The 23,825-nt window shown below is 67.6% G+C and carries 17 protein-coding genes and 1 pseudogene; 5 read left to right on the forward strand and 13 right to left on the reverse strand.

Annotated features, from left to right (window positions below):
- Positions 1-23: 23 nt before the first annotated feature.
- From ACWPN8_RS12370 to gltX, 9 genes and pseudogenes are all read right to left on the reverse strand, one after another.
- Positions 24-1,259: an SLC13 family permease gene (locus tag ACWPN8_RS12370; RefSeq protein ID WP_109445814.1), complete on the reverse strand. Its 1,236-nt coding sequence runs from the start codon at positions 1,257-1,259 to the stop codon at positions 24-26.
- 22 nt (positions 1,260-1,281) lie between these two features.
- Complete coding sequence (locus ACWPN8_RS12375; protein ID WP_109445812.1) at positions 1,282-2,106, reverse strand: MBL fold metallo-hydrolase; 825 nt, start codon at positions 2,104-2,106, stop codon at positions 1,282-1,284.
- Positions 2,107-2,324: 218 nt separating this feature from the next.
- A pseudogene (purL, locus tag ACWPN8_RS12380) lies at positions 2,325-4,551 on the reverse strand (phosphoribosylformylglycinamidine synthase subunit PurL).
- Positions 4,548-5,237, reverse strand: a complete 690-nt coding sequence (gene purQ / locus ACWPN8_RS12385; RefSeq protein ID WP_492240949.1) for a phosphoribosylformylglycinamidine synthase subunit PurQ — start codon at positions 5,235-5,237, stop codon at positions 4,548-4,550. Before purQ ends, purL begins: the two are co-directional and overlap by 4 nt.
- A gap of 112 nt (positions 5,238-5,349) precedes the next feature.
- The gene (locus ACWPN8_RS12390) at positions 5,350-6,576 is read right to left on the reverse strand and encodes an ammonium transporter (RefSeq protein ID WP_492240950.1); all 1,227 of its coding nucleotides are present in this window, start codon (positions 6,574-6,576) and stop codon (positions 5,350-5,352) included.
- Positions 6,577-6,790: 214 nt separating this feature from the next.
- Positions 6,791-8,161, reverse strand: a complete 1,371-nt coding sequence (locus ACWPN8_RS12395) for a TldD/PmbA family protein (protein WP_109445806.1) — start codon at positions 8,159-8,161, stop codon at positions 6,791-6,793.
- Positions 8,162-8,281: 120 nt separating this feature from the next.
- The gene (locus ACWPN8_RS12400; protein ID WP_492240951.1) at positions 8,282-8,713 is read right to left on the reverse strand and encodes a DoxX family protein; all 432 of its coding nucleotides are present in this window, start codon (positions 8,711-8,713) and stop codon (positions 8,282-8,284) included.
- Between the two features lie 174 nt (positions 8,714-8,887).
- The gene (gene cysS, locus ACWPN8_RS12405) at positions 8,888-10,264 is read right to left on the reverse strand and encodes a cysteine--tRNA ligase (RefSeq protein ID WP_492240952.1); all 1,377 of its coding nucleotides are present in this window, start codon (positions 10,262-10,264) and stop codon (positions 8,888-8,890) included.
- Between the two features lie 28 nt (positions 10,265-10,292).
- Positions 10,293-11,636, reverse strand: coding sequence for a glutamate--tRNA ligase (gene gltX / locus ACWPN8_RS12410; RefSeq protein WP_109445802.1), 1,344 nt, complete (start codon positions 11,634-11,636; stop codon positions 10,293-10,295).
- A 180-nt stretch (positions 11,637-11,816) separates the two neighbouring features.
- Here gltX and elbB point away from each other — a divergent pair, with 180 nt between their 5' ends.
- On the forward strand, positions 11,817-12,485 hold the full coding sequence (gene elbB / locus ACWPN8_RS12415) for an isoprenoid biosynthesis glyoxalase ElbB (RefSeq protein ID WP_492240953.1): 669 nt from the start codon (positions 11,817-11,819) through the stop codon (positions 12,483-12,485).
- 135 nt (positions 12,486-12,620) lie between these two features.
- Complete coding sequence (locus ACWPN8_RS12420) at positions 12,621-13,190, forward strand: hypothetical protein (protein WP_109445798.1); 570 nt, start codon at positions 12,621-12,623, stop codon at positions 13,188-13,190.
- 216 nt (positions 13,191-13,406) lie between these two features.
- Here the strand turns inward: ACWPN8_RS12420 and nadE are convergent, their stop codons facing one another.
- Entirely contained in the window at positions 13,407-15,104 is a 1,698-nt protein-coding gene (gene nadE / locus ACWPN8_RS12425) for an NAD(+) synthase (RefSeq protein ID WP_492240954.1), read from the reverse strand.
- Positions 15,105-15,368: 264 nt separating this feature from the next.
- On the opposite strand from nadE, the gene ACWPN8_RS12430 reads away from it, so the two are divergent.
- Together ACWPN8_RS12430 and ACWPN8_RS12435 are read left to right on the forward strand one after the other, a co-directional pair.
- Positions 15,369-16,373: a hypothetical protein gene (locus ACWPN8_RS12430; protein ID WP_247872936.1), complete on the forward strand. Its 1,005-nt coding sequence runs from the start codon at positions 15,369-15,371 to the stop codon at positions 16,371-16,373.
- 154 nt (positions 16,374-16,527) lie between these two features.
- Positions 16,528-16,938: a nuclear transport factor 2 family protein gene (locus tag ACWPN8_RS12435; RefSeq protein WP_109445792.1), complete on the forward strand. Its 411-nt coding sequence runs from the start codon at positions 16,528-16,530 to the stop codon at positions 16,936-16,938.
- A gap of 27 nt (positions 16,939-16,965) precedes the next feature.
- Here the strand turns inward: ACWPN8_RS12435 and ACWPN8_RS12440 are convergent, their stop codons facing one another.
- The 3 genes from ACWPN8_RS12440 to ACWPN8_RS12450 form a co-directional block, all read right to left on the reverse strand.
- Positions 16,966-18,213, reverse strand: coding sequence for a serine hydrolase domain-containing protein (locus ACWPN8_RS12440; RefSeq protein WP_492240955.1), 1,248 nt, complete (start codon positions 18,211-18,213; stop codon positions 16,966-16,968).
- A gap of 182 nt (positions 18,214-18,395) precedes the next feature.
- Complete coding sequence (locus tag ACWPN8_RS12445; RefSeq protein WP_492240956.1) at positions 18,396-20,138, reverse strand: ArnT family glycosyltransferase; 1,743 nt, start codon at positions 20,136-20,138, stop codon at positions 18,396-18,398.
- Positions 20,135-21,256 (reverse strand): glycosyltransferase family 2 protein, encoded by a 1,122-nt coding sequence (locus ACWPN8_RS12450; RefSeq protein ID WP_109445786.1) that lies wholly within the window; start codon positions 21,254-21,256, stop codon positions 20,135-20,137. The genes ACWPN8_RS12445 and ACWPN8_RS12450 overlap by 4 nt, the downstream gene beginning before the upstream one ends.
- 411 nt (positions 21,257-21,667) lie before the next feature.
- Between ACWPN8_RS12450 and ACWPN8_RS12455 the strand changes: the two genes are divergently transcribed.
- Positions 21,668-23,677, forward strand: a complete 2,010-nt coding sequence (locus ACWPN8_RS12455) for a HAMP domain-containing methyl-accepting chemotaxis protein (RefSeq protein WP_492240957.1) — start codon at positions 21,668-21,670, stop codon at positions 23,675-23,677.
- The last annotated feature ends 148 nt before the right edge of the window (positions 23,678-23,825 follow it).

Genomic DNA, 23,825 nt, shown 5'->3' on the forward strand with positions numbered 1-23,825 from the left:
GATCACAGGTCACAGCCTATCCATCACAGCCCCATCCACCCGCCGGCCCACAGCCAGACCGCCGCCACCGCCATCGACAGCAGCGCCATCGGCACGCCGCAGCGCGCATGCTCGACGAACCCCAGCTTGACGCCGGCGGCGGCAGCCCGCTCCGCCACGATGATGTTGGCGAGGCTGCCCGGCAGCAGCAGGTTGCCGGCGAGGGTCGACAGCAGCGCCAGCCCATAGAGCGCCCCTTCCGGCGGCGACGGCCAAGCGGCCAGCAGCAGGATCACCGCCGGAACGTTGCCGATGGTGTTGCTGCCGGCCAGCGACAGCGGCAGCATCACCGCCAGCCGGTCGGGAAGCCATCCGGCCGCGCTCAGGTCGTTGACCAGCGCTGTCGGGATGCCGGTCAGGCCCAGCGCATGGTTGATCGCGAAGAGCGCGCCGAACAGCACCAGAAGGTGCCAGTCGACCATGCCCAGCATGTCGCGGCTGGCCATGCGGCGGCTCACCATCATGATGCCGGCGATCAGCAGCACCGCATGCTCCTGCGGGATGTCGCGGGTGAACAGGATCAGCAGAACGAGCGTCGCCGCCACCGCCTTGCCCAACTGCCAGCGGTCGAGCTTCGGCGCCGCCTGCACGACGCCCTCGTGCCCTTCCTGGGGCATGCCGAAACGGCCGCGCCAGACCAGCCAGACGGTCGCATAGGCGATGGCCATGGCGGCCAGCGCCGGGCCGCCGCAGATCGCCAGGAAGCGCCAGAAATCGAGATGCCCGACCTGCCCGATCAGGATGTTCTGCGGGTTCCCGATCATCGTCGCCGCAGACCCTGCGTTGGCGGCGCCCGCCAGCCCGATCAGGTAGGGCCGCGGGTCCAGCTTGCGCGCCTGGAGGCCCAGGCACAGCATCGGCGTCATGGCGAAGACGACCACGTCGTTCGCCAGCACCGCCGACAGCCCGCCGGCGACCAGCACGATCACCGCAAGGAGCCGCGCCGGCGACTTCGCCGCCTGCGCCACCTTCAGCGCGCACCAGTCGTAGAAGCCGCTGCCGGCATATTGCGCCGACAGGATCATCAGACCCAGCAGGATGAAGATCGTCGGGAAGTCGATGGCCGACACGGCGGCGGCGGTATCCAGCGCCCCGGTCGCCAGCAACAGGATCGCTGCGACCAGCGCGATGCCGGTGCGGTCGATGCGCAGGCCGGGAAAGCCGCCCAGCGCCATGCCCAGATAGGTGGCGGCGAACAGAATCAGGATGGTTGCGGTCATAATGCCCGATGCACAGGGAATGTCAGTCGAGGGAAATGGTGGTGCCTTCGCGCGCGGCAAAGCAATTTGCGAACTCTGCCTTGGCCGCCGCCTCGATCCGCTCCATCGTCGCGTCGTCGTGGTCGGGATCGTGGTGGAACAGGCCCAGCGTCTTCACATGGGCCGCGCGGGCGATCCGCACCGCTTCCATCCAGGTAGAGTGGCCCCAGCCGATCCGCTGCCGCCATTCCTCATCGGTGTAGGTCGAGTCGTAGAGCAGCAAATCCACCCCGTCGACAAGGTTCAGGATGTTGCGGTCGGGGTGATCCGGCACATGTTCGGTGTCGGTGACATAGGCGACCGACCGTCCCTGATACTCGATCCGGTAGCCGGTGGCGCCGTCGGGATGGTTCAGCGCCGCGGTGTGGATGCGCACCCCGCCCTCCAGCTTGAAGCTGTGGCCGGGCGGCACCTCGAGGAAGCTGAGATCGCCACCCATGGTGCGCAGCGGCACCGGAAACAGCGGCCGTTCCATCTGGCGCGCCATCACCGATTCGATGTCGGGACCGCCGTTGAGATGGCCGGAGATGACGCGAAGACCGAAACCCTTGGTGTAGGCCGGCGCGAAGAAGGGAAAGCCGCTGATGTGGTCGAGATGGGTGTGGCTCAGCAGCAGCGTGGCGCCGGTCACCCCTTCGGCCAGAAGCTTGCGCCCCAGCATCCGCAGCCCGGTGCCGGCGTCGATGATGATCCGCTGCTTGCCCGCCTGCACTTCGACGCAGGAGGTGTTGCCACCGAACCCCAGATGCGAGGCCATTGGGCAGGGAATGGTGCCGCGCACGCCCCAAAAGGTGACTGAAAACCCCATTCCCCGCCTCCAGGCGCGCTCATATGCCGATCCGACCCTTTGGAACGGCGAGTTTAACGCGATTTTCCGGTCTGTACACGACAGAGCATGAACGGCGGAAGGCGCCTGCCGCTCCCCAGCCGGAAAAAGAAACGGGGCCGCTTCGCATGAAGCAGCCCCGTCGATCTCGATCGGTCACCTTGATCGGGCTTGGCCGTTTTCCTTACGACCCGGCCGTCTTACAGCTCGGCGGACATGTAGGCCGGCAGCCAGCCTTCGTTCGCCTCGCGCAGACGCTTCAGCGAGACGATCTCGCCGCCGCGGCCCGACAGCGACGTGCCGCGGGTTTCGCCTAGCACGGTGACCGGAACGCCGGCGGCCTTGGCCTTCTCCTGCACCGTCGCGGCGACGTCCGGACGGACGGCCAGGACGTAACGGCCCTGGTCCTCGCCGAACAGCGCGCGGACATGCTGCCCGTCGAAGCCGGTCAGATAGGCGCCGATGCCGCCGGCCAGCGCCATCTCAGCGATGGTGACGATCAGGCCGCCGTCGGCCGCGTCGTGGCTCGACACCACCAGACCCTCGTGGATCAGGCCGCGGACAAAGTCGCCGTTGCGACGCTCAACCGCCAGATCGACCGGCGGGGGTGCTCCCTCCTCGCGGCCGAGGATCTCGCGCAGGAAGATCGACTGGCCGATGTGGCCCTTCGTCTCGCCCACCGCGAGGATCACGTCGCCTTCATTTTTGAAGGCAACGCCCACGGCGATCATCGCGTCCGGCATGATGCCGACGCCGCCGATGGCCGGGGTCGGCAGGATGGCCTCGCCGTTGGTCTCGTTGTAGAGCGAGACGTTGCCCGACACGACCGGGAAGTCGAGCGCCTTGCAGGCCTCGCCGATGCCCTGAACGGCGCCGACGAACTGGCCCATGATCCGCGGCTTCTCGGGGTTGCCGAAGTTCATGTTGTCGGTGATGGCGAGCGGCAGGGCGCCCACCGCCGACAGGTTGCGCCACGCCTCGGCCACGGCCTGTTTGCCGCCCTCGACCGGGTCGGCGAGGCAGTAGCGCGGGGTGCAGTCGGTGGTGATGGCGACCGCCTTGGTCTGGCCCGGCACGCGGACGACCGCGGCGTCGGCCTGACCCGACATGAAGCGGGTGTCGCCGCCGACGAGGCTGTCATACTGCTCCCAGAATCCAGCGCTTGGAGGCCAGATCGGGGCAGCCGAACAGCTTGGTCAGCGTGTCGCCCAGTTCCTCGGAATAGCCGTCGAACACGCTGTCGGCGACATCCGAAGCCTTCGGCGTCGGCTCCCACGGACGGTTGTATTCCGGGGCGGCGTTGGACACCGGGGCGATCGGCATGTCGCACCAGGTCTCGCCATACATCTTGATGACGAGGTTGCCGGTGTCGGTCAGGTGACCGATGACGGCGAAGTCCAGCTCCCACTTGTCGAAGATGGCCTTCGCCACCTCCTCGCGGCCGGGCTTCAGGATGATCAGCATGCGCTCCTGGCTTTCGGAGAGCATGATCTCATAGGGCGTCATCGCCTCTTCGCGCATCGGCAGGGTGTCGAGCGTCAGTTCGATGCCCAGGCCGCCCTTGCCGGCCATCTCGACCGACGACGAGGTCAGGCCGGCGGCTCCCATGTCCTGGATGGCGACGATGGCGTCCGTCTCCATCAGCTCCAGGCAGGCCTCGATCAGCAGCTTCTCGGTGAAGGGGTCGCCGACCTGCACGGTCGGGCGCTTCTCCTCCGAGTCCTCGGTGAACTCGGCCGACGCCATGGTGGCGCCGTGGATGCCGTCGCGGCCGGTCTTGGATCCGACATAGACGACCGGGTTGCCGATGCCGGCGGCGGCCGAATAGAAGATCCTGTCGGTCTTGGCGACACCCACGGTCATGGCATTGACCAGGATGTTGCCGTTGAAGGCCGGGTGGAAGTTGGTCTCGCCACCCACGGTCGGCACGCCGACGCAATTGCCGTAATGGGCGATGCCGGCGACCACGCCCGACACCAGATGGCGGGTCTTGGAATGGTCGGGCGAGCCGAAACGCAGCGCGTTCATGTTGGCGATGGGGCGCGCGCCCATGGTGAACACGTCGCGCAGGATGCCGCCGACGCCCGTCGCCGCGCCCTGGAAGGGCTCGATGTAGGACGGGTGGTTGTGGCTCTCCATCTTGAAGATGACGGCGTCGCCGTCGCCGATGTCGACCACGCCGGCATTCTCGCCGGGGCCGCAGATCACCTGCGGGCCGGTGGTCGGCAACGTCTTCAGCCAAACCTTCGACGACTTGTAGGAGCAGTGCTCCGACCACATGACCGAGATGATGCCCATCTCGGTGAAGGTCGGGGTGCGGCCCAGGATGTCCAGGGCGTTCTGGTACTCCTCGGCGGACAGGCCGAACTCCTTGGCGAGTTCGACGGTGACCGGACGCTCCTGCGCCCTGGTAGCTTCAGCGCTCACGACAGGGCCTCCACCAGACCTTCGAACATGGGCTTGCCGTCGGTGTTGCCGTGCAGGGACTCCACCGCGTCCTCGGGGTGCGGCATCAGGCCGAGCACGGTGCGCTTGGCGTTGAAGATGCCGGCGATGTCCGTGACCGAACCGTTGGGATTGCCGCGCGGATCGGCGCGGGCCTCGTCGGCGATGTAGCGGAAGGCCACTTGGCCCTCGCCGTCCAGACGCTTCACCGTTTCGGCGTCGGTCCAATAGTTGCCGTCGCCATGGGCGATCGGGTAACGCACGACCTGACCCTTGGCGTATTTTGCCGTGAAGGGGCTGTCGGTGTTCTCCACCCGCAGATGCTGGACGCGGCAAATGAACTTCAGTCCGCCGTTGCGCATCAGCGCGCCGGGCAGCAGACCGGCCTCGGTGATGATCTGAAAGCCGTTGCAGATGCCGAGCACCCGCACGCCCTGATCGGCCCGCGCCTTCACCTCGCGCATGATCGGCGAATGCGCCGCCATGGCGCCGGAGCGCAGGTAATCGCCATAGGAGAAGCCGCCGGGCACGACGATCAGGTCGACCTTGGGCAGTTCGGTGTCGCGGTGCCAGACCAGATGCGGCTTGGTCCCGCTGACGGCCTCCAGCGCGGCGACGGCGTCGCGTTCGCGGTTGGAGCCGGGGAAAACGACGATGGCGGCCTTCATGGGGCGGTCAAAATCCGGCGTCGTGAGGGGGAGGAGTTCGCGCCGGACACTAAAGCCGCCGCCCCGGCAAAGCAAGAGTCGCCCAGGGGGCGGCGGCGTTGTGCGCGGCGCATTACATGCCGGGCGCGTCCTCCTCCGGGTAGGCGGTGATGTGGTGCAACGACAGGTCGGCGCCCTTGTACTCCTGCTCGGGATCGAGGCGGATGCCGACGGTGACGCGCAGCAGGCCGTAGACCGCCAGACCCGAGGCCAGACCGAAGCCGGCGCCGCCCAGCGTACCGACGATCTGGCTGAGGATGGACACGCCGCCCAGGCCGCCCAATGCCTCCTGCCCGAAGATGCCGGCCAGCAGGCCGCCCGTCAGGCCGCACAGACCGTGCAGCGGCCAGACGCCCAGCACGTCGTCGATCTTCCAGTCGATCTGGCACTTGTTGAAGGCCCAGACGAACAGCAGGCCGGCGATGCCGCCGGTGACCAGCGCGCCCAGCGGATGCATCACGTCGGACCCGGCGCAGACCGCCACCAGACCGGCCAGCGCGCCGTTGTGGACGAAGCCGGGGTCGGTGCGGCTGATCACCAGCGAGGTGACGATGCCGCCGACCATCGCCATCAGCGAGTTCAGCGCGACCAGACCCGTCACGCCGTCCAGCACCTGGGCGCTCATCACGTTGAAGCCGAACCAGCCCACGCACAGCACCCAGGCGCCCAGCGCCAGGAAGGGGATGTTCGACGGCGGAATGGCGATCAGCGAGCCGTTGGGCCGGTAGCGGCCGCGGCGGTTGCCGAGGTTCAGCACGGCACCCAGCGCCACCCAGCCGCCGAAGGCATGCACCACCACCGATCCGGCGAAGTCGTGGAAGGGCTGGCCGAAGGTCGCGGCCATCCAGCTTTGCAGGCCGAAGCGGGTGCCCCAGACCGTGCCTTCCAGCAGCGGGTAGAACAGCGCGATCAGCGCCAGCGTGGCGCCGACCTGCGGCCAGAACCTGGCGCGCTCGGCGATGCCGCCCGAGACGATGGCCGGCACCGCGGCGGCGAAGGTCGCGAGGAAGAAGAACTTCACCAGGTCGTAGCCATAGGCCGCGAAGCCGCCGCTTCCCTTGCCGACCAGCGTGTGGGCGTCGGCGAAGAAATCGATGCCGTAGGCCACGGCATAGCCGACGAAGAAATAGGCGATGGTCGACATGGCGAAGTCCGACAGGATCTTCACCAGCGCGTTCACCTGATTCTTGCGCCGGACCGTCCCGACCTCCAGCAGGGCGAAGCCGCAATGCATCGCCAGCACCATCACCGCGCCCATCAGCACGAAAAGGACGTCGCCACCCGTCTTTGCCGCATCCATTTGCACAAACCTTCAGCATTTCGCCCAAAAAAACGGCAGATTGCTAACAGATCAGGCAGATGTGCGCAAGGGCCTGGCTGACGTTTGGACAGGCAGAGTGGCGGAAATGCAGCACAAAAAGCGGGCGAACCCGCTTTGGGTTGCCCGCTGTCTGCGCAAGAACGATGCCAAACGATGAAGAGACGGGCGGAGCTGCCTCCGCCCTAAGCAACGGCTACATGCCGGCGATGGTCATGCCGTCGATGCGCACGGTCGGCGCATCCATGCCAAAGCGCAGTTCCAGGTCGTCGGCCGCCTCCATGTTCAGGAACATGTCCTTGAGGTTGCCGGCGATGGTGATCTCGTTGACGGGATAGGTGATCTGGCCGTTCTCGATCCAGAACCCGCCGGCGCCACGGCTGTAATCGCCGGTGACGCCATTGACGCCCATGCCCATCAGGTCGGTGACGTAGAAGCCGTCCTTGATCTCCGCCAGCATGTCGGCGCGGCTGCGCTTGCCGGCAGCCATGTAGACGTTGGCGGGGGCCGGGCCGGGCGGGCCGGAGGTGCCGCGGGCGGCGTGGCCGGTGGTGGTCAGGCCGAGCTGCCGGGCGGAGCGCAGGTCGAGCAGCCATGTGGTCAGCACGCCGTCCTCGATCAGCGTGCGCCGCGACACTTCGACGCCCTCGGCATCGAAGGGACGGGAGCGCAGGCCGCGCTTCACATGCGGGTCGTCGACGATGGTGATGGAGGACGCGAAGATCTGCTGCCCCATCCTGTCCTTGAGGAAGCTGGTGCCGCGGGCGATGCTGGGGCCGCTGATTGCGCCGGTCAGGTGGCCGAGCAGGCCGCGCGACACCCGCGGGTCGAAGAACACCGGCACCTTGCAGCTCTTCACCCGGCGCGGGTTCAGGCGGCGGACGGCACGCTCGCCGGCCTCGCGGCCGATCTCGGCGGGATCGCGCAGGTCGGCGCCATAGACCTTGCTGTCATAATCATAGTCGCGCTCCATCCCGGTGCCGGTGCCGGCCAGGACAGAGGCCGACAGCGATTGGCGCGATACGCCATAGCTGCCGGCGAAGCCGTTGGAGGCGGCAATCGCGATGGTCGAGCGGCTCCAGCCGGCATCGCCCCCTTCGGAGTTGGTGACGCCCTGGACCGCCAGCGCCGCCTCTTCGGCGATTCGCGCCCGCTCGATCAGCGTTTCCGCCGACGGCTCCTCATCATCGCAGATGTCGAGGTCGGGCCAGCTGCGGGACAGTTGGTCCGGATCGGCGATGCCGGCGAAGCCGTCCTCCGGCACCACGCGGGCCATGGCGATGGCGCGCTCGACCAGTTCGTCCAGCGCCTTGCCGCTGCGGTCGGTGGAGGAGACGATGGCCTGCCGCTTGCCGACGAACACCCTGAGGCCGAGATCGCCGGATTCGGAGCGCTCAAGCTTCTCGGTCTTGCCCAGCCGGTGGGCGAGGGACACGGATGCGCTGTCGAACAGCACGGCATCGGCGGCATCCGCACCGGCGGCACGCGCCTTGGCGATCAGGTCGTCCAGCAAATTCAGGACCCCGGAGGACTCCGTCTTGTGCTGGTCGTTCGGCGAAACGGTCATCAGGCTCTCCGGTTGGTCTCCGTCCTGTCTACCAAATGGGACGGCGACGCGGAACGGGGAAGAGGCAAATTGCCCCCTCCCCGCTCCGCGCCGCCATCGAATACCGGTTTTGGTTGCGGATCAGGCCAGTTCGCGACGGTCGGCCTGGGCGCCCAGCGCCGGAACCTTCAGGGCGAAGGCGCCCTCGCCCAGCAGCGACTGCACCACCAGCAGGACGGTCCAGAAGGCCGGGAACTCCCAACCGCCACCTTGCGCATTGAACACCCAGCCATTGCCGACATGCTGGAGCGTCGCTCCGATCATGATCGGCAGAAGGGCGAGCGCGATCCAGCGGGTGTAGACGCCGGCAATCAGCAGCAACCCGCCGCCGATCTCGCCCAGGATCACGAGATAGGCGAAGACGCCGGGATAACCGATGCTCTCGAAATAACCGACGGTGCCGGGAATGGTGAAGGTCAGCACCTTCAGCACAAGGCCGTGCGCCAGGAACAGCAGGCCGAGGCCGACACGCAGCAGGAAGGCGGCATAGGGGGCGGTGCGAGTGTCGATCATGGTCAGGGTCTCCTCGATCAGGTGGGCCAGATGGGCCGCGTTTTGTCTGAGGAGAAGATTAGGCCGGATCGGCACGCGGGATAATCCGCAGAGTTGGTGAAGGTTTGTTGCGGCCTTGGAAACAATGCCGGACAGACCGCCCTTTCCCTCAGCGGAAAAGGGCGGATCTGCGCATTACCCCCGCTTCCAGGTCGTACCTTGCGGACCGTCTTCGAGGACAATGCCCTTGTCGGCCAGTTCCTTGCGGATGCGGTCGGCCTCGGCGAAGTTCTTCGCCGCGCGGGCGGACTTGCGGTCGACGATCAACTGCTCGACCTCGGCGTCGCTCAGCCCTTCGCCCCCACCGGTCGGCGCCCAGCGGAACCATGCCTCCGGCTCCTGCTGCAACAGGCCGAGCTGTTGTCCGGCCGCCAGCAGCGCGCCTTTGGCCGCGGCCTTCTCGGCATCGCTCTTCGCCTTGTTCACCGCGGTCGCCAGCTCGTGCAGATGCGCGATGGCGAGCGGACTGTTCAGGTCGTCCTCCAGTGCCGCCAGCACGTCGAAGGGCAGCTCGGCCGGAATCGCCGCCGGCTCGCCGCGCAGCGCTTGATACCAGCGGTCGAGCGCTCCCTTGGCCTGCCGGATGCCCTCGCGGGTGAAATCCAGCGGCTGGCGGTAATGCGCGCTCAGCAGGGTCAGGCGGATCGCCTCGCCCGGGAACTCGTCCAGAAGATCGTGGACGGTGAAGAAGTTGCCGAGCGACTTCGACATCTTCTCGCCTTCGACCGTCACGAAGCCGTTGTGGACCCAGGTGCGGGCCAGCCGGTCGGTGCCGTTGGCGCAGCAGCTCTGCGCGATCTCGTTCTCATGGTGCGGGAAGATCAGGTCCAGACCGCCGCCATGGATGTCGAAGGTCGCGCCGAGATGCTCCTTCGCCATGGCGGAGCATTCGATGTGCCAGCCCGGACGGCCGCGGCCCCAGGGGCTGTCCCAGCCGGGCTGGTCGGGGCTGCTGGGCTTCCACAGCACGAAGTCGGAGGCATCGCACTTGTAGGGCGCCACCTCGACCCGCGCGCCGGCGATCATGTCCTCGAGCGAGCGGCGGGACAGCTGGCCATAGCTCGGCATCGACGGCACGGAGAACAGCACATGCCCTTCCGCGGCATAGGCGTTGCCGCGCTCGATCAGCGTGGCGATCAGCGCGATCATCTGGCCGATATGCTGGGTCGCCCGCGGCTCGATGGTCGGGCGCAGCGCGTTCAGCTCGTCCATGTCGGCATGGAACAGATCGGTGGTGCGGGCGGTCAGCGCGTCGATCGGTTCGCCGCTGTCCCGCGCCCGGTCGATGATCTTGTCGTCCACATCGGTGATGTTGCGGACATAGGTCACCGCCGGATAGAGCCGCGACAGCAGCCGGAACAGCAGGTCGAACACCACCACCGGCCGGGCGTTGCCGATATGGGCCGTGTCGTAGACGGTCGGACCACAGACATACATGCCGACATGGTCCGGGCGAAGCGGCTCGAAGCGCTCCTTACGGCGGGTCAGCGTGTTGTAGAGGTCCAACGGCACGGTCCGAACTCCCAGAAAATATAGTGTTTCAGGCGGTTTCGCCGGCCAAGCGCCGGAGGCTGCGCGCCCGTCCGATCAGGGGTAGCAGGTTCTTCAATTCCGGTCCATGGTCGCGCCCGGTCAGCGCGCGGCGCAGAGGAAGGAAGAGATCCTTGCCCTTGCGGCCCGTCGCCCCCTTCACCGCATTGGTCCAGGCGCCCCAGGTGCCGAGGTCCCACGGCCCGTCGGGCAGCAGCGCCGCCGCCTGGGCCAGGAAAGCGGCATCCTCCACCAGCGGCGTCACCGGCGCATGGGTCACCGCCCACCAGTCCTGCGCGTCGCCCAGCCGCGCCAGATTTGGCCGCACCGCGTCCCAGAAAGCGGCGTCGGCGCCGGTCAGGCCCAGCGCCTCCAGCCGGGCGGCCACCGCCTCGAACGGCGTCAGGTGCAGGATGCGGGCGTTCAGCCGGCCCAACTCCTCGGGGTCGAACTTCGGCGTTCCGCGGGCGATCTTCGACAGGTCGAACTCCGCCACCAGCTCGTCCAGCGTCAGCCGCGCCTCGATGGGGTCGGAGGTGCCGAGCTTCGCCAGCAGGCTGTTGACCGCCATCGGCTCGATGCCGTCCTCGTCGCGCAGGCTGCCGACCGACAGGCTGCCCAGCCGCTTCGACAGCCCCTGCCCGCCGGCATCGGTCAGCAGCGGCAGATGGGCGAAGGTCGGAACAGCCGCACCGAGCGCTTCAAAAATCTGGATCTGCACCGCGGTGTTGGCGACATGGTCCTCGCCGCGGATGATGTGGGTGATGGCGAAGTCGGCGTCATCGACCACGCTGGTCAGGGTGTAGAGCGGCCGGCCATCCTCGCGGATCAGCACCGGATCGCTCAGCGACGTGCCCTCGAACCGCACAGGCCCGCGGACGAGGTCGGTCCATTCCACCGGAGTCGGGGTCAGCTTGAAGCGCCAATGGGCCTTGCGGCCCTCCCCTTCCAGCCGGGCGCGGTCCCCGTCGGTCAGGCGGAGTGCCGCACGGTCGTAGATCGGCGGACGGCCCTGCGACACCAGACTGGCGCGCTTGAGGTTCAGTTCCTCCGGCGTCTCGTAGCAGGGATAGAGCCGGCCGGCGGCCTTCAGTGCGGCTGCCGCCTCGTCATAGCGCGGATAGCGGTCGCTTTCGCGGGCGAAACGATCCCAGGTCAGGCCCAGCCAAGTGAGGTCAGCCGCGATGGCGTCGGCGAATTCCTGGGTGGAGCGCTCCTCGTCGGTGTCGTCAAGCCGGAACATGAAGCTTCCGCCGGTCTTGCGCGCAAACAGCCAGTTGACGAGGGCAAGCCGCACATTGCCGACATGGATGCGGCCGGTCGGGCTGGGGGCGAAACGGACGGCGGTGGACATGGCAGGACTCGGGTTGCAAACGGGACAGGCGGGCAGTCCTAGCACGGTCGGCGCGCCTTCCGAAAGCGGTCCGCGACCGATGCATCTGCGCAACAGGTCGGGCATTGCATCGGTTGCCACGGTAGGCGCGGGAAACGGGCTGCGTTAGCTTGGCGGCAAATCCAATCTCGGAGACATCCTATGGCGGACAAGAGCTTGCGCATCGGCGTCGTGCTGTCGGGCTGCGGCGTGTATGACGGCACGGAAATCCACGAGGCGGTCTGCACCCTGCTGGCCATCGCCCGGGTGGGGGCGGTCGCGGTATGCTACGCTCCCGACATTCCGCAGGCCCATGTCGTCAACCATTTGACCGGCCAGGAGACCGGCGAGAGCCGCAACGTGCTGGTCGAGTCGGCCCGCATCGCCCGCGGCAAGATCACCGCGCTCAGCGAGTTCTCGGCCGGCGACGTCGATGCGCTGATCTTCCCCGGCGGATTCGGTGCCGCCAAGAATCTCAGCGACTTCGCCTTCAAGGGGGCCGACTGCTCGGTCAACCCGCAGGTGGTGGCCGCCGTCGCCGCCATGCGTGCCGCCGGCAAGCCGATCGGCGCGCTGTGCATCGCGCCGGCCATCCTCGCCAAGATCCTGGGCCAGCAGGGGGTGGAACTGACCGTCGGCAACGATCCCGGCACCGTCGCCGCCCTGGAAGCGATGGGGGCGGTCCATCGCACCACCACCCATGGCGAGATCGTGGTCGATCCGGGGCTGAAGGTGGTCACCTCCCCCTGCTACATGCTGGACGCCACACTGGCCCAGATCGCCGAGGGGGCGGAAAATACCGTCAAGGCTCTGGTCGATCTGGTGAAGTAACGAAGACGAGTTCACGACGAAGGGGGTAGCGATACCTCCTTTGTCACGGCCAATGTCACAAAGCTGGGCAATAATTCATTAACCGCCTTCCCACACCCTTTGCCTCGGTTTCTTTTTATCAGGCGAGGGTTGGCGATGACCTGCATTGTGGGATTGGTGGACGGCGATCGCGTGTGGATGGGCGGCGACAGCGCCGGGGTGAACGGGCTGGACATCACCGTCCGCGCCGACACCAAAGTGTTCCGCAACGGCGACAGCCTGATCGGCTTCACCAGCTCCTTCCGCATGGGCCAACTGCTGCATTACCGGCTGGAGGTCCCATCCCGCGACCATGACGCCGACCTGTTCCGCTACATGGTCGTCGACTTTGTCGATGCCGTCCGCAACTGCCTGAAGGATGGCGGCTACGCCCACCGCTCCAACGACGTGGAGACGGGCGGTACCTTCATGGTCGGGCTTGAAGGCCGTCTGTTCACCGTGCAGTCCGACTATCAGGTCGGCGAGGCGGTGCGCGGCTACCACGCCATCGGCTGCGGATCGGACTATGCGTTGGGTTCGCTCGCCTCCACCGTCGGCCAGCCGCCGGAAGAGCGCGTGCTGAAGGCCCTGGAATGCGCCGAGCTGTTCAACGGCGGCGTCCGTGCGCCCTTCACCATCCAGTCCAGCCTGCGCCGCCCGCAGCTGGCGTTGACCGAAGCCGCGTAAGCTCCGACTTCGACCTCTTTAACCTTTGACCGAGGTCAAAAGAAATGGCGAAGGTTGTTCTACGGTCATTCAAAGCTACGTGACGTATGGCTCCCTGTCCTGCCGTACTGCAGGACAGGGACTTACCACAAAAAAACTTTGGACCGCGGGGACGATGCCTGCATGACATCGGGATGGGCGTGAAGAAGCGCCGCTCTTCCCTTCACCCTGCCCGCTCTACGGCAGATCGGTGAAGCCGCCGGCAATCGGAAAGCGCCGCAGCCGCGTCGCCGGCCGGCGCGACACCTGCGGACCCGGCGGAGCCCTGCGACGGCCCGCTTCCGCCTGAACCACCAGCCGCCAGACCGCCATCACCGTCTCTGCGGCATGGCCGCGCGCCATGAGGCCGGCAGGTGCCAGCCCCTCATCGATCAGAGCAGCCAGCAGATCGTCCAATGCCTCCGCCGGCGGCAGCCCAGCCGGGGCTTCGGCCTTCATCCGGCGTGTCAGCACCCGCTCCGGCACCACGAGCCCGGCCGGCCCGCGCGAAGCCGCCGGCTGGTTGCCGTTGCGCCAGCGCGCCAGTTCCAGCACCGCCGTCTTCGGCACGTCGGCCAGCACGGCATAGCCGAACCCCGTCTCTTCCGGTGCAAGGCCGAGCAAGCGGTCGGTGCGGTCGACGCTCGACAGCAGCAGGGCGCCCATCCGCTCCGCCAGCGCCGCCAGGGTCGCGGCACGCAGGCGGGAATGCATCCGGTCGACCGCCACGGTCGGTTCGCGGCCGGCAAAGGCGGGTGCCAGCAGCGAGTCGGCGGCCTTCAACAGCGGCGCCAGCGCAACATTGTCGAGGCGGCAGCCCAACAACTCCACGATCTCCGCCGCGTCGTCCAGGCTGTCGGCCAGGGTTCCGGCAAACTCCGCCTCCGGACTGCCCGGCAGCGGTGCCCGGACCGCCAGCACCCGCTCCGGCCCCAGCGCATCGACGGCAATGGCAGCGACCAGCGCCGAGTCCAGCCCGCCGGTCAAACCGACCACCGCTCCCGGCGCGCCGGATTTCGTTACGGCATCGTGCAGACCCAGCACCAGTGCGCCATAAAGCGCCTCAGTTCCTTCGGCCGGAGCAATCGTTTCGGCATCGGAACTGTCCCAACCGTCATCGTCTCCGCGCTCCCACCGGGTCAGCAGAAGATGTTCGGCGAACAGCGGAGCCTGGGCGACCAGCCGCCCGCCGGGAGCGAGCGCGAAGCTGCCGCCGTCGAACACCCGCTCGTCCTGCCCGCCGATGAGGTTCACGATGGCCAGCGGCAAGCCGCATTCCACCACCCGCGCGACGGCGGCCTGGACCCGCTCATCGGCGCGACCGGGAGCGAAGGGACTTGCCAGCATGGCCACCAGCAGCTCGGCACCGCTTTCCGCCAGCGTTTCCGCAACGTCGCCGGTGGCCAGGTCGCCGCCGACCAGCAGGCCGATCCGCACCCCGCGAACATTCACCGGACCCGGCATCAGACCGCTATCGAAACGATCCTCCTCCGGCCCACCGATTTCGCCGAAGTCCGTTACGGCCTGGAAACGAACCGCAGAAATCTTACCGCCATCCAGCAACAGCGCGGCATTGTGACGCTTCGATCCATTGCGCCCCAACTCCCCAGTCACCGATTCCCCGCGCCAGGGCACGCCGACCAGCAAGGCCGGTCCACCGTCGGCGGTCTCCTCCGCCAGCGCCTGCACCGTTGCCTCCACCGCGTCGAGGAAGGCGGGAAGTGCGGCCAGATCCAGCAACGGGGCACCGGACAGGCCGGCGGCGGGGCAGACGACCAGATCGGCGCCGCGCGCCGCGGCCTCAGCCCTTGCGGCGCGGAGTCGATCGGCATTCGCGGCGAGGTTGCCGGCGGCGGGATTGATCTGGGCGAGGGCGATGGACAGTCGGTTCGTCATGATGGCTGGCTCCCTTCTTCCGGGTCCTTTGGCGATAAGGGTAGCAGCCCCTTCTCCTTGGTGAAAGCCGCGGCTCGTCGCAGCTCATCACGCAGGCGGAACAAGTGGCGGCAAGTTATCGGATGTAGTTTCACAGTCGTCGACACTTAGTAAGGAAACGAATTTGTTTCAATCATTGAAAGAAATCCATGAAATTAACAAACGGTAAAGGTTGCCGGCATCATGCTTCCGCTTGCACACAAACAACGCGATGCGGGGGCATCCATGTACTACACGGAGCTCAGCGGCCCGAACGGCAAACCGTCGGTGCTGTCCACGGCTGTGCAGAACGGCTCGTCAAAGACGGCCGGCACGGTGAAGGACGCGCTGGCCAAATCGGACGCGAAAACAGTGGACGGCGACAAGGCAGACAAGAAGTCCCAGTCGCCGGCCTACACCATCAGCCAGTCGATGGAATCGCTGCTGGACAGCATGACCGGCAAGAGCGGCGCCCAGGCCGCGGGCGGGGCAGCGGGCGGCGGGAGCGCCCTGGCGTCCGGCAGCGGCGTGGACCGTGCCAAGCAGGCCCAGTCGCTGATGCAGTCGGCACTGGATCATGGCAAGGGTTTGGCCGGCATGTTCGGCAAGGGCATTGACGCCCTGAAACAGGGTCTCGGCGACACGCTGAGCGCGCTCGGCGTTCCGCAGAACCGGATCGACGATGCCGTGAAGGGCTTCGGCGACGGGCTGAAATCCAAGCTGGACGGCATGAATCTCAGCGACCTGTCGGTGGACATGCAGGCCACCCAGTCCCAATGGTCGATCGAGTCGCACGGGATCGACCTGGAAATCCAGGACGGCGACCGCAGCGTCAAGATCTCCTTCGCGAAATCGACCCTGGACTTCCGCCGCGACGACCAGCGCCTGCAGGCCTCGCTGGGCAAGGGCGGCGACATGGCACTGAGCGCCACCGGCATGACCACCACCGCCACCGGCAAGTCGACCGGCATGATCGTGCGGTCGGAAGGCTTCAGCGAGGATGAGATCAAGGACATCCTCGGCAAGCTGAACGACATGGCCGCCAAAGGCGGCGGCGGTGACGGGATGAAGGGGCTGGCGGTGCTGAAGCCGACCACCTCGAAGGACGGCGTCACCAAACTGACGCTCGACCTGTCCAATCCGATCGCCGGGCTGTCGGCCGGCAAGGCCGCCACGGCGGCGGCCGGAGCGGCGGCCAGCGGGTCGGCCTCGACTCCTGCAAAGTCGCAGGGCGTCGATCTGACTGCCTGAGCCGGTCCGATGCGTTCATTGTCACAGCGCCGGCCCGGATCCGTCCGGACCGGCGCTTGCCCATGAGTGATGGCTTCTTTACAAGCGGTCGCGGTGCCGGGCCCGCTGGGCCGGGCGCCGTCCGATCTCCCGGAACCATCGCCCGGATGAAGACATGACCGACCGCGACACGCTGCTGGCCCTGAACCAAGCCTTCTACAGGGCCTTCACCAACCGCGACGCCGCCGCGATGGAAGCCCTCTGGGCGGAAACGCTGCCCATCTCCTGCATCCATCCCGGCTGGACCGCCCTGTTCGGGCGCGACGCCGTGCTGACAAGCTGGCGCGACGTTCTGCGCACACCCAGCGGCATTACGGTGGCGGCTCGGAACGAGCGGGTCACCCTGCACGGCAACACCGCACTGGTGGTCTGCGAGGAAACGCTGGGCGATGCCGTCCTGGCGGCCACCAACCTGTTCGCCCGCGAAAACGGCAACTGGCGTCTCGCCCATCATCAGGCTGGTCCCATCGCTCCGGCCCGCGCCGATGTCGAAATCCCGGTCAAGCCGCTGCGGCGCCTGCACTGAACCGTACCGCGGCTGCACGACCGGGCCTCAGGGCAGACTCGCCACCTCCGGCCGCGCTTCCAACCGGCGGACGAGGTCGATCACCACATGGTCGGCGGTGACCTGATCGGGATCGCTGTTGGTCAGGGCCACAACGCCCCAGCGATGCGCCTTCGAGAAGGCGATGTAGGCGTTGAAGCCGCCGGTGGAGCCGGAATGCCAATGGATCGGCGTGCCGTCCGTGGCCCAGGCGACGAACCATCCGAGCGCCATCGCTCCGCTTCCCAGGCTGCCGGGGTCGGCCAACGACCGGCCATCGACCTGCACCGACTGCGCCAGCGCCAGGGTGGCTGCCACCGGCGGCGCACAGCCGTGACCGTCCGGCCCAACGGCGGCAGCGCCTGGGCAATCGCCGAGATTGGCGGAGAGCCAGCGCAGCAGATCGTCGGCCGAGGAATAGAGGCCGAAGGCAGGCAGCATCGCCGGCGCCTCCCAATCCGGCACGGTCCGGCCGTGGGCATGGCCAGCCGCCTTGCGCATCCGCTGCTCCGCCGTCGGGTGCAAGGTGGTGTCGCGCAGCCCGAAGCGGTCGGTCACCACCCGTTTCAGTAAGGTCTCGTAAGGCTGGCCGGCGGCGGCGGCCAGCGCCTCGCCCAGCACCGACATGCCGGCATTGGAATAGCTGAAACGCAAGCCCGGCGGCACCGGCAGCCGGTAATCGGACAGCCACAGCGCCAGCTCGCCCCGCGACAGCGGTTTATAGGGATTGCGCGGGTCCTCCAGCCGGCTCCAGGAGAAGCGGGAGGTTTCCGGCACGTTCGGCAGGCCGGCGGTGTGGGTGGCAAGATCGCGCAGCCGGATCGGACGGCCGTCATAGTCCGGCACATGGGAGACCGGGACCGCGCCGACCCGGCGCAGATGGCGCTGGAGCGGGTCGGTGGGGTCGATCCGGCCCTCCCGCATCAGGTCCGCCATGATGGTGCCGGTGAAGGGCTTGGTCAGCGACGCGATCTGGAACAGGGTACGCCCGTCGGCCGGCCCGCCATCGGGGCGCCCGGCATCGCCACGCCCGACCACCAGCGTCCGGCCGTCGCGGATGACGCCGACCACCAGGCTGCCGGTTCCGGCCGCCGGCTGCCGCTCCTCCACCGCACGGGTGACCGCATCGACCAACGGGTCCGGAGCCCGGTCCAGCCCGATGGCCCCGGTCGGACCGAGCGGAACGCTCCACAGCAGCAGGCACAAAGCGCCCCAGAGCAATCCGTGCCGCAGCCCGTGTAGCAGTCCGCGCCGCATGCACACCTCCACCCCGTCCCAATCGCGAGGCTGGAGAGTGGGCAGACGTACGACCGGCGGACAGGTCCGCGAAGGGCGATGCGGCGAAAGACGGGACGGGAGCCGCCGGGGTACTCCCCAGCCGCTCCGCCACCGCCCATCAGGTCAGGCTTGGCAGGCTGGCGCCGGTTTTCCGTCAGCGCCTATTCGGTGGGGATTTCGGCCCTTGGCGGACGGCGGTCCTTGACCACCGACAGCGGCACGTCGTCGGCGGCGATCTCCAGGATCGGATGGCCGTCCAGCAGCGACGGGCAGCGCTTCACCTGGGTGAAGGCCAGGAAGAAGTCCGCCTTGCGCCAATCCGGCTCGATCCCGTTCACCAGGCGCAGCCAGGGCGGCAGCTCGAACCGCACCGCCAGCGTGTTGCCGCAGACGGTCAGCGTGTATTGCCGCGGCGGGGCATGGCCGTCATTCTCGCGCTCGACATACTCGATCAGCTCCTGCAATGCCTCGTGCAGGGAATTGCCCCAGTAATCCAGCTCAAACTTGCCGTCGGCGCCGCGTACGCCCCCGACGAACTGGTTGTAATAGACGTACTGGTTCGGATGCATGGCGCCCAGCTGCCAAGCGTACACCACGGCGACCACGGTCATCGCGGCGGCGAACCCCTGCCCCAGCGCCCGGCCGCCGTGCTGCGACAGCGTCCACAGCCGGTCGGCGGCGATCGCGGCCATCACCACGAAAGGCGGCGCCAGGAACAGGAAATGGCGGATGCCGTTGTAGACCGACGGCCGCATCAGCACGAACAGCAGGATCGGCAGGAAGCCCGCCAGCACCAGCGGGGTGTAGCGGACCACGGTGAAGGCACCGGCGCGCCGCCAGCCGCCGCGGGCCAGCCACACCGCCGCCATGATGACCGCGGCCCCGACACCGATCACCACCGCTTCCGGCAGCTTCACCGCCAGATAGACCGGCAGATACAGGGCGGGCGGGTCGTTCGAGTGGACCAGCTCGCCCATGAACAGCGTCTGGATGTCGATCGGGAAGTGGGAGACGACACGCAGCGCCTCCAGCGGGTTGCGGAACGGCCGCTGCACCACCCAGGGCCAGAACACCGCCATGATGGCGTAGGCGACCGGGATTGCCGGCCACAGGGACAGGAAGGCGCGCCGCGCATCGGCCAGCGCCCAGCGGTGCCCCTCCTGCCGGGTGACCAGCGCGAAATGCAGCGCCATGGCGACCGCCAGATAGAAGCCGGCCAGCACCGCACCGACGCGGATCGCCAGCGTCATGCCCAGCACCAGCCCGAACTTCAGCACGGCGCTCCGGCTGGGACGCGGCATCTGCTTCAGGATGCGGGTGGCGAAATAGAGCGTCCACACCATGCCGGCCGCAAAAGGCACGTCCTTGGTGTTGTTGAACATGGCGCCGTAATAGACGCCGCTCAGCGACAGCAGGGCCGCCGCGATGAAGCCGGCGCGGGGACCGGCCAGCAGCCGGGTGTAACGCCAGGTTCCGGCAATGCCCAGCACGCCGACCAGCGCGCAGAGCAGGTGCCGCGTCTCATACTCCTCGAAGGGGGAGAAGGGCACGATCACCGCGGTGACGAGGTCGAACAGCCCACCGTAATAGGCCAGATCCTTGAAATGGAAGGCCGACCGGTCCTGAAAGCCGCTGAGGTAATAGGAGAGCAGCTTCTTGCCGTAGATGTGCTGCACCTCCTCGTCGGTGCTGATGCCGTAGCTGAGGAAGGTCAGCGCCGCCAGGATCAGCACGCCCAGAAGAAGCGCGCGCGACAGTCCGTCCCACAAGGCCGCCTCGCCACGCGGCAGCGCGCGGCCGGCCGCCGTGGCGGTGGAGGGTGCGGCGCTAGCTGGACGCGGACGGCGGGAAGCGCCACCGGCATCCTCCGCGTCGCCGGTGTGCAGACGGGACTCGATGCTCATCGGCGCGGCTCCTGCCCCGCTGTTCCGTCGCCGAAGCTTTCGCCGACAGGGTCCAGGTCATGCTCGTGCCGGCCGTCCGCCGGACCGAAGCCGTGGGCGGAGCGGACGATGAACAGCGGACGCCCCTTCACCTCGGCGAAGACGCGGCCCAGATAGTCGCCGATGATGCCCAGGGTGATCAGTTGGAGGCCGCCCAGGAACAGCACGGCGACCAGCAGCGACTCATAGCCGGGCACGTCGATGCCATGGATCAGCGTGCGGATCAGCCGGATCAGGATATAGACGAAGGCAACGCCGGACATAGCCATGCCGACCAGACTCCAAACCCGCAGCGGGAAGGTGGAGAAGGCCGTCAACCCGTCGAAGGACAGGCGCAGCAGCTTGACGAAGCCCCATTTGGTGTCTCCTCCGGCACGCTCGCCCTGCTCGTAGGGGATCGCGGCCTGACGGAAACCGACCCAGGCGAAAATGCCCTTCATGAAGCGCGTGCGCTCCGGCATCCGGTTGATGACCTCGACGACGCGGCGGTCCATCAGGCGGAAATCGCCGACCTCGCGCGGCAGCTTGATCTCCGACAGATGGTCGAAGACCCAGTAGAACAAACGGGCGAATAGCCGGTGCTTCAGGCTCTGCCCGACACGGGCATGGCGCACCGCGACCACCACGTCGAACCCCTCGCGCCACTTGGCGATAAAAGCCGGCAGCAGTTCCGGCGGATGCTGCAGATCGGCATCCATCGGTACGATGGCGTCGCCGGTGGTGTGGCTGAGCCCGGCGGAAAGCGCCAGTTCCTTGCCGAAATTGCGCGACAGGTCGACGACCTTCACCCGGGGCTCGCGGTCATGGACGTCCAGCAGCCGGTCGACGGTGTCGTCACGGCTGCCGTCGTTGACGCACACCACCTCCCAATCCATTCCGAGCCCGTCCAGCACCGGCACCAGCCGGGCGAACAGGGCGTCGATGTTGGGGCCCTCGTTGTAGAAGGGAATGACGACCGACAGGCAGCCGCGCCGTGGACGGCCGTATCGGTCCGCCGGGGGGCGACTGGCCGCAGGACGGGCGGGAACGGTGCGGGCATCCGGGGAAGCCGCGGAAAGGGGCGCGTCGGGAATGGACATGGCCAGCCGTCGGATCAAAGCGTCAGGGACCGGGAGATGGGGGATCGGCGACGACCCCGGACGGCCGCTGCGCCCTTTGGCATATATCACGATACGGGGGGATGTTCAAAATGCCTCTCCTGTGACCGCCGCGGCACAAAAAATGGACTGTTCGCCCGTGAAAGCGTCCGGACGCCCACCACCCGCAGTCCAACGAAACAGGCAAACATCCGGCGTTGCGGTTTATTCCAACGATGCAGAACGACTGCTTTCCCCTAGGTCATTCATGGGTCTCTTCGGTTACCGGCGCGCAAGGCCGGCCCATACCGGGGCATGTGGCATGCTTCCTGAAACCGGCTTTTTGGAACAGGTCGCAATTGCTGACCTTTTTAGGTTCCGCGCAGCACCCCCGTGCCGATGGAGGCCCCGGCCATGAGCCTTTTCAATCGCTTTTCCGTAGGAACGAAGATCACGGCGGCCAGCGCCGGTATTCTGGTGTTCCTGGTGCTGATCGGCGGCATAGGCGTGGCGGCCCTGTCGGAGGCCGGCGGCGCGGTGGACACCTACCGGCGGCTCGGCCAGCAGACCAACGAACTGGGGCGCATCCAGGCCCTGATGCTGGAGATGCGCCAGCAGGCCACCCGCTTCCTGCTGACCGGCGATCCGGAGGTCGGCGCGACCGTCCGGCGCACGGCACAGGAGGCGGCGCAGACCATCGACAAGACCCGCGCCTTGGTCACCGACCCTGCCCTGTTGCAGACCGCCGACCATATGGCGCAGGAGATCGCCCAGTATCAGGAGGCCTTCGCCGCCACGATGGATTTCCAGGCCCAGCGCAGCAAGGCCATCTCCGAACTGGACGAGATCGGCCCGCGGCTGGAAAGCGCACTGGACAACATCATGGACAGCGCCAGCACCGGGGGTGACACCGACGCTGCCTATTTGGCAGGCATGGCGTTGCGCCACATGCTGTCGGCCCGGATTTCGGCGACGCGCTACAGCGTCGACGGCTCTCCGGCACTGGCCAGCCAGACCCGGTCCCAGTTCACCGACGCCGCCAGCCGTGGCGGTGCGATGATGGCGAAGCTGACCGACATGGACCGCCGCAAGATGGCGATGTCCTACACCGCCATGCTGCGCGTCTACATCACCGGCTTCAACGGCGTGGTCAAGGCGACCACCGAGCGTGACCGGCTGGTCAACGAGGTGCTGATCCCCGTCGGCGACTCCATCGCCAAGGAGGCGGAGCAACTGACCGTGGCGAGCGTCGACGCCCAGAAGAGCCTGGGCATGGCGACCGGCGCCTTCATCGACAAGGCGCGGGGCGGGATGACGGTTGCCTCGCTGATCGCGGTGGTGCTGGGGCTGGCGACGGCACTGCTGATCGGCCGCGGGCTGTCGCGGCCGGTGGTGGCGATGACCGACCGCATGACCCGCTTGGCCGGCGGCGACCGCAGCGTCGACATTCCCGGCCTGCAGCGCGCCGACGAGATCGGCGGCATGGCCAAGGCGCTGCAGGTCTTCAAGGACAGCCTGATCGACAGCGACCGGCTGGCCGAGGCCCAGCGCGCCGACCACGAGGCCCAGCGCAGCCGCGGCGAGCGCATCGACCGGCTGACCCAGGAGTTCGACCGGCTGGTGTTGCAGGCGCTGGGCCGGGTGTCGGCGGCGGCAACGCAGTTGCAGGCGACCGCCCAGACCATGTCGGCAACCGCGGAGCAGACCACCCGGCAGGCCGATGCGGTTGCCAATGCCTCGCATGAGGCGACCGGCAATGTGGAGACGGTGGCCGCGGCAACGGAGGAGTTGACGGCATCCATCGCCGAGATCGGCCGGCAGGTGGCGGAAAGCACCCGGATCGCCGGACAGGCGGTCGCCACCGCCGAGAAGACCGACGGCACCGTCCGCGGGCTTGTCGATGCCGCCCAGCGCATCGGCGAGGTGGTGCAACTGATCACAGACATCGCCAGCCAGACCAACCTGCTGGCACTGAACGCCACCATCGAGGCGGCCCGCGCCGGCGAGGCCGGCAAGGGCTTCGCCGTGGTGGCGTCGGAGGTGAAGAGCCTCGCCAGCCAGACCGCCAAGGCGACCGAGGAGATCGGCAGCCAGATCGCCGGCATCCAGGACATCAGCCGGCAGGCGGCAGGCGCCATCGCCGAGATCGGCCGGGTGATCGCCGAGATCAACCACATCTCCACCACCATCGCCGCCGCGGTGGAGGAACAGGGTGCCGCCACCAAGGAGATCAGCCGCAACGTCCAGCAGGCGGCGCGCGGCACGCAGCAGGTGTCCGGCAACATCGCCGGCGTGTCGGAGGCCGCAGCCTCCACCGGCGATGCCTCGCGCGAGGTGCTGACCGCCGCCGACGGGCTGAACCATGAGGCAACCGACCTGCGCGGCTTCGTGTCGCGCTTCCTGTCCGACATGCGCGCAGCGTAAGAAATCGCAACCGTTCCAAGCGGCACCATGACAGTTATGGCGCCGGCAGGCCCCGAAAAGACCGGGACTTGCCGGCGCCATTGTCTTGCCGGGCAGCCCTGCTGCTCTGCACGGTTACATTCCCCTTGCGCCGGGACGCCCCCTTGGG

The sequence above is a fragment of the Azospirillum sp. UENF 112521 genome (genome assembly GCF_058780665.1).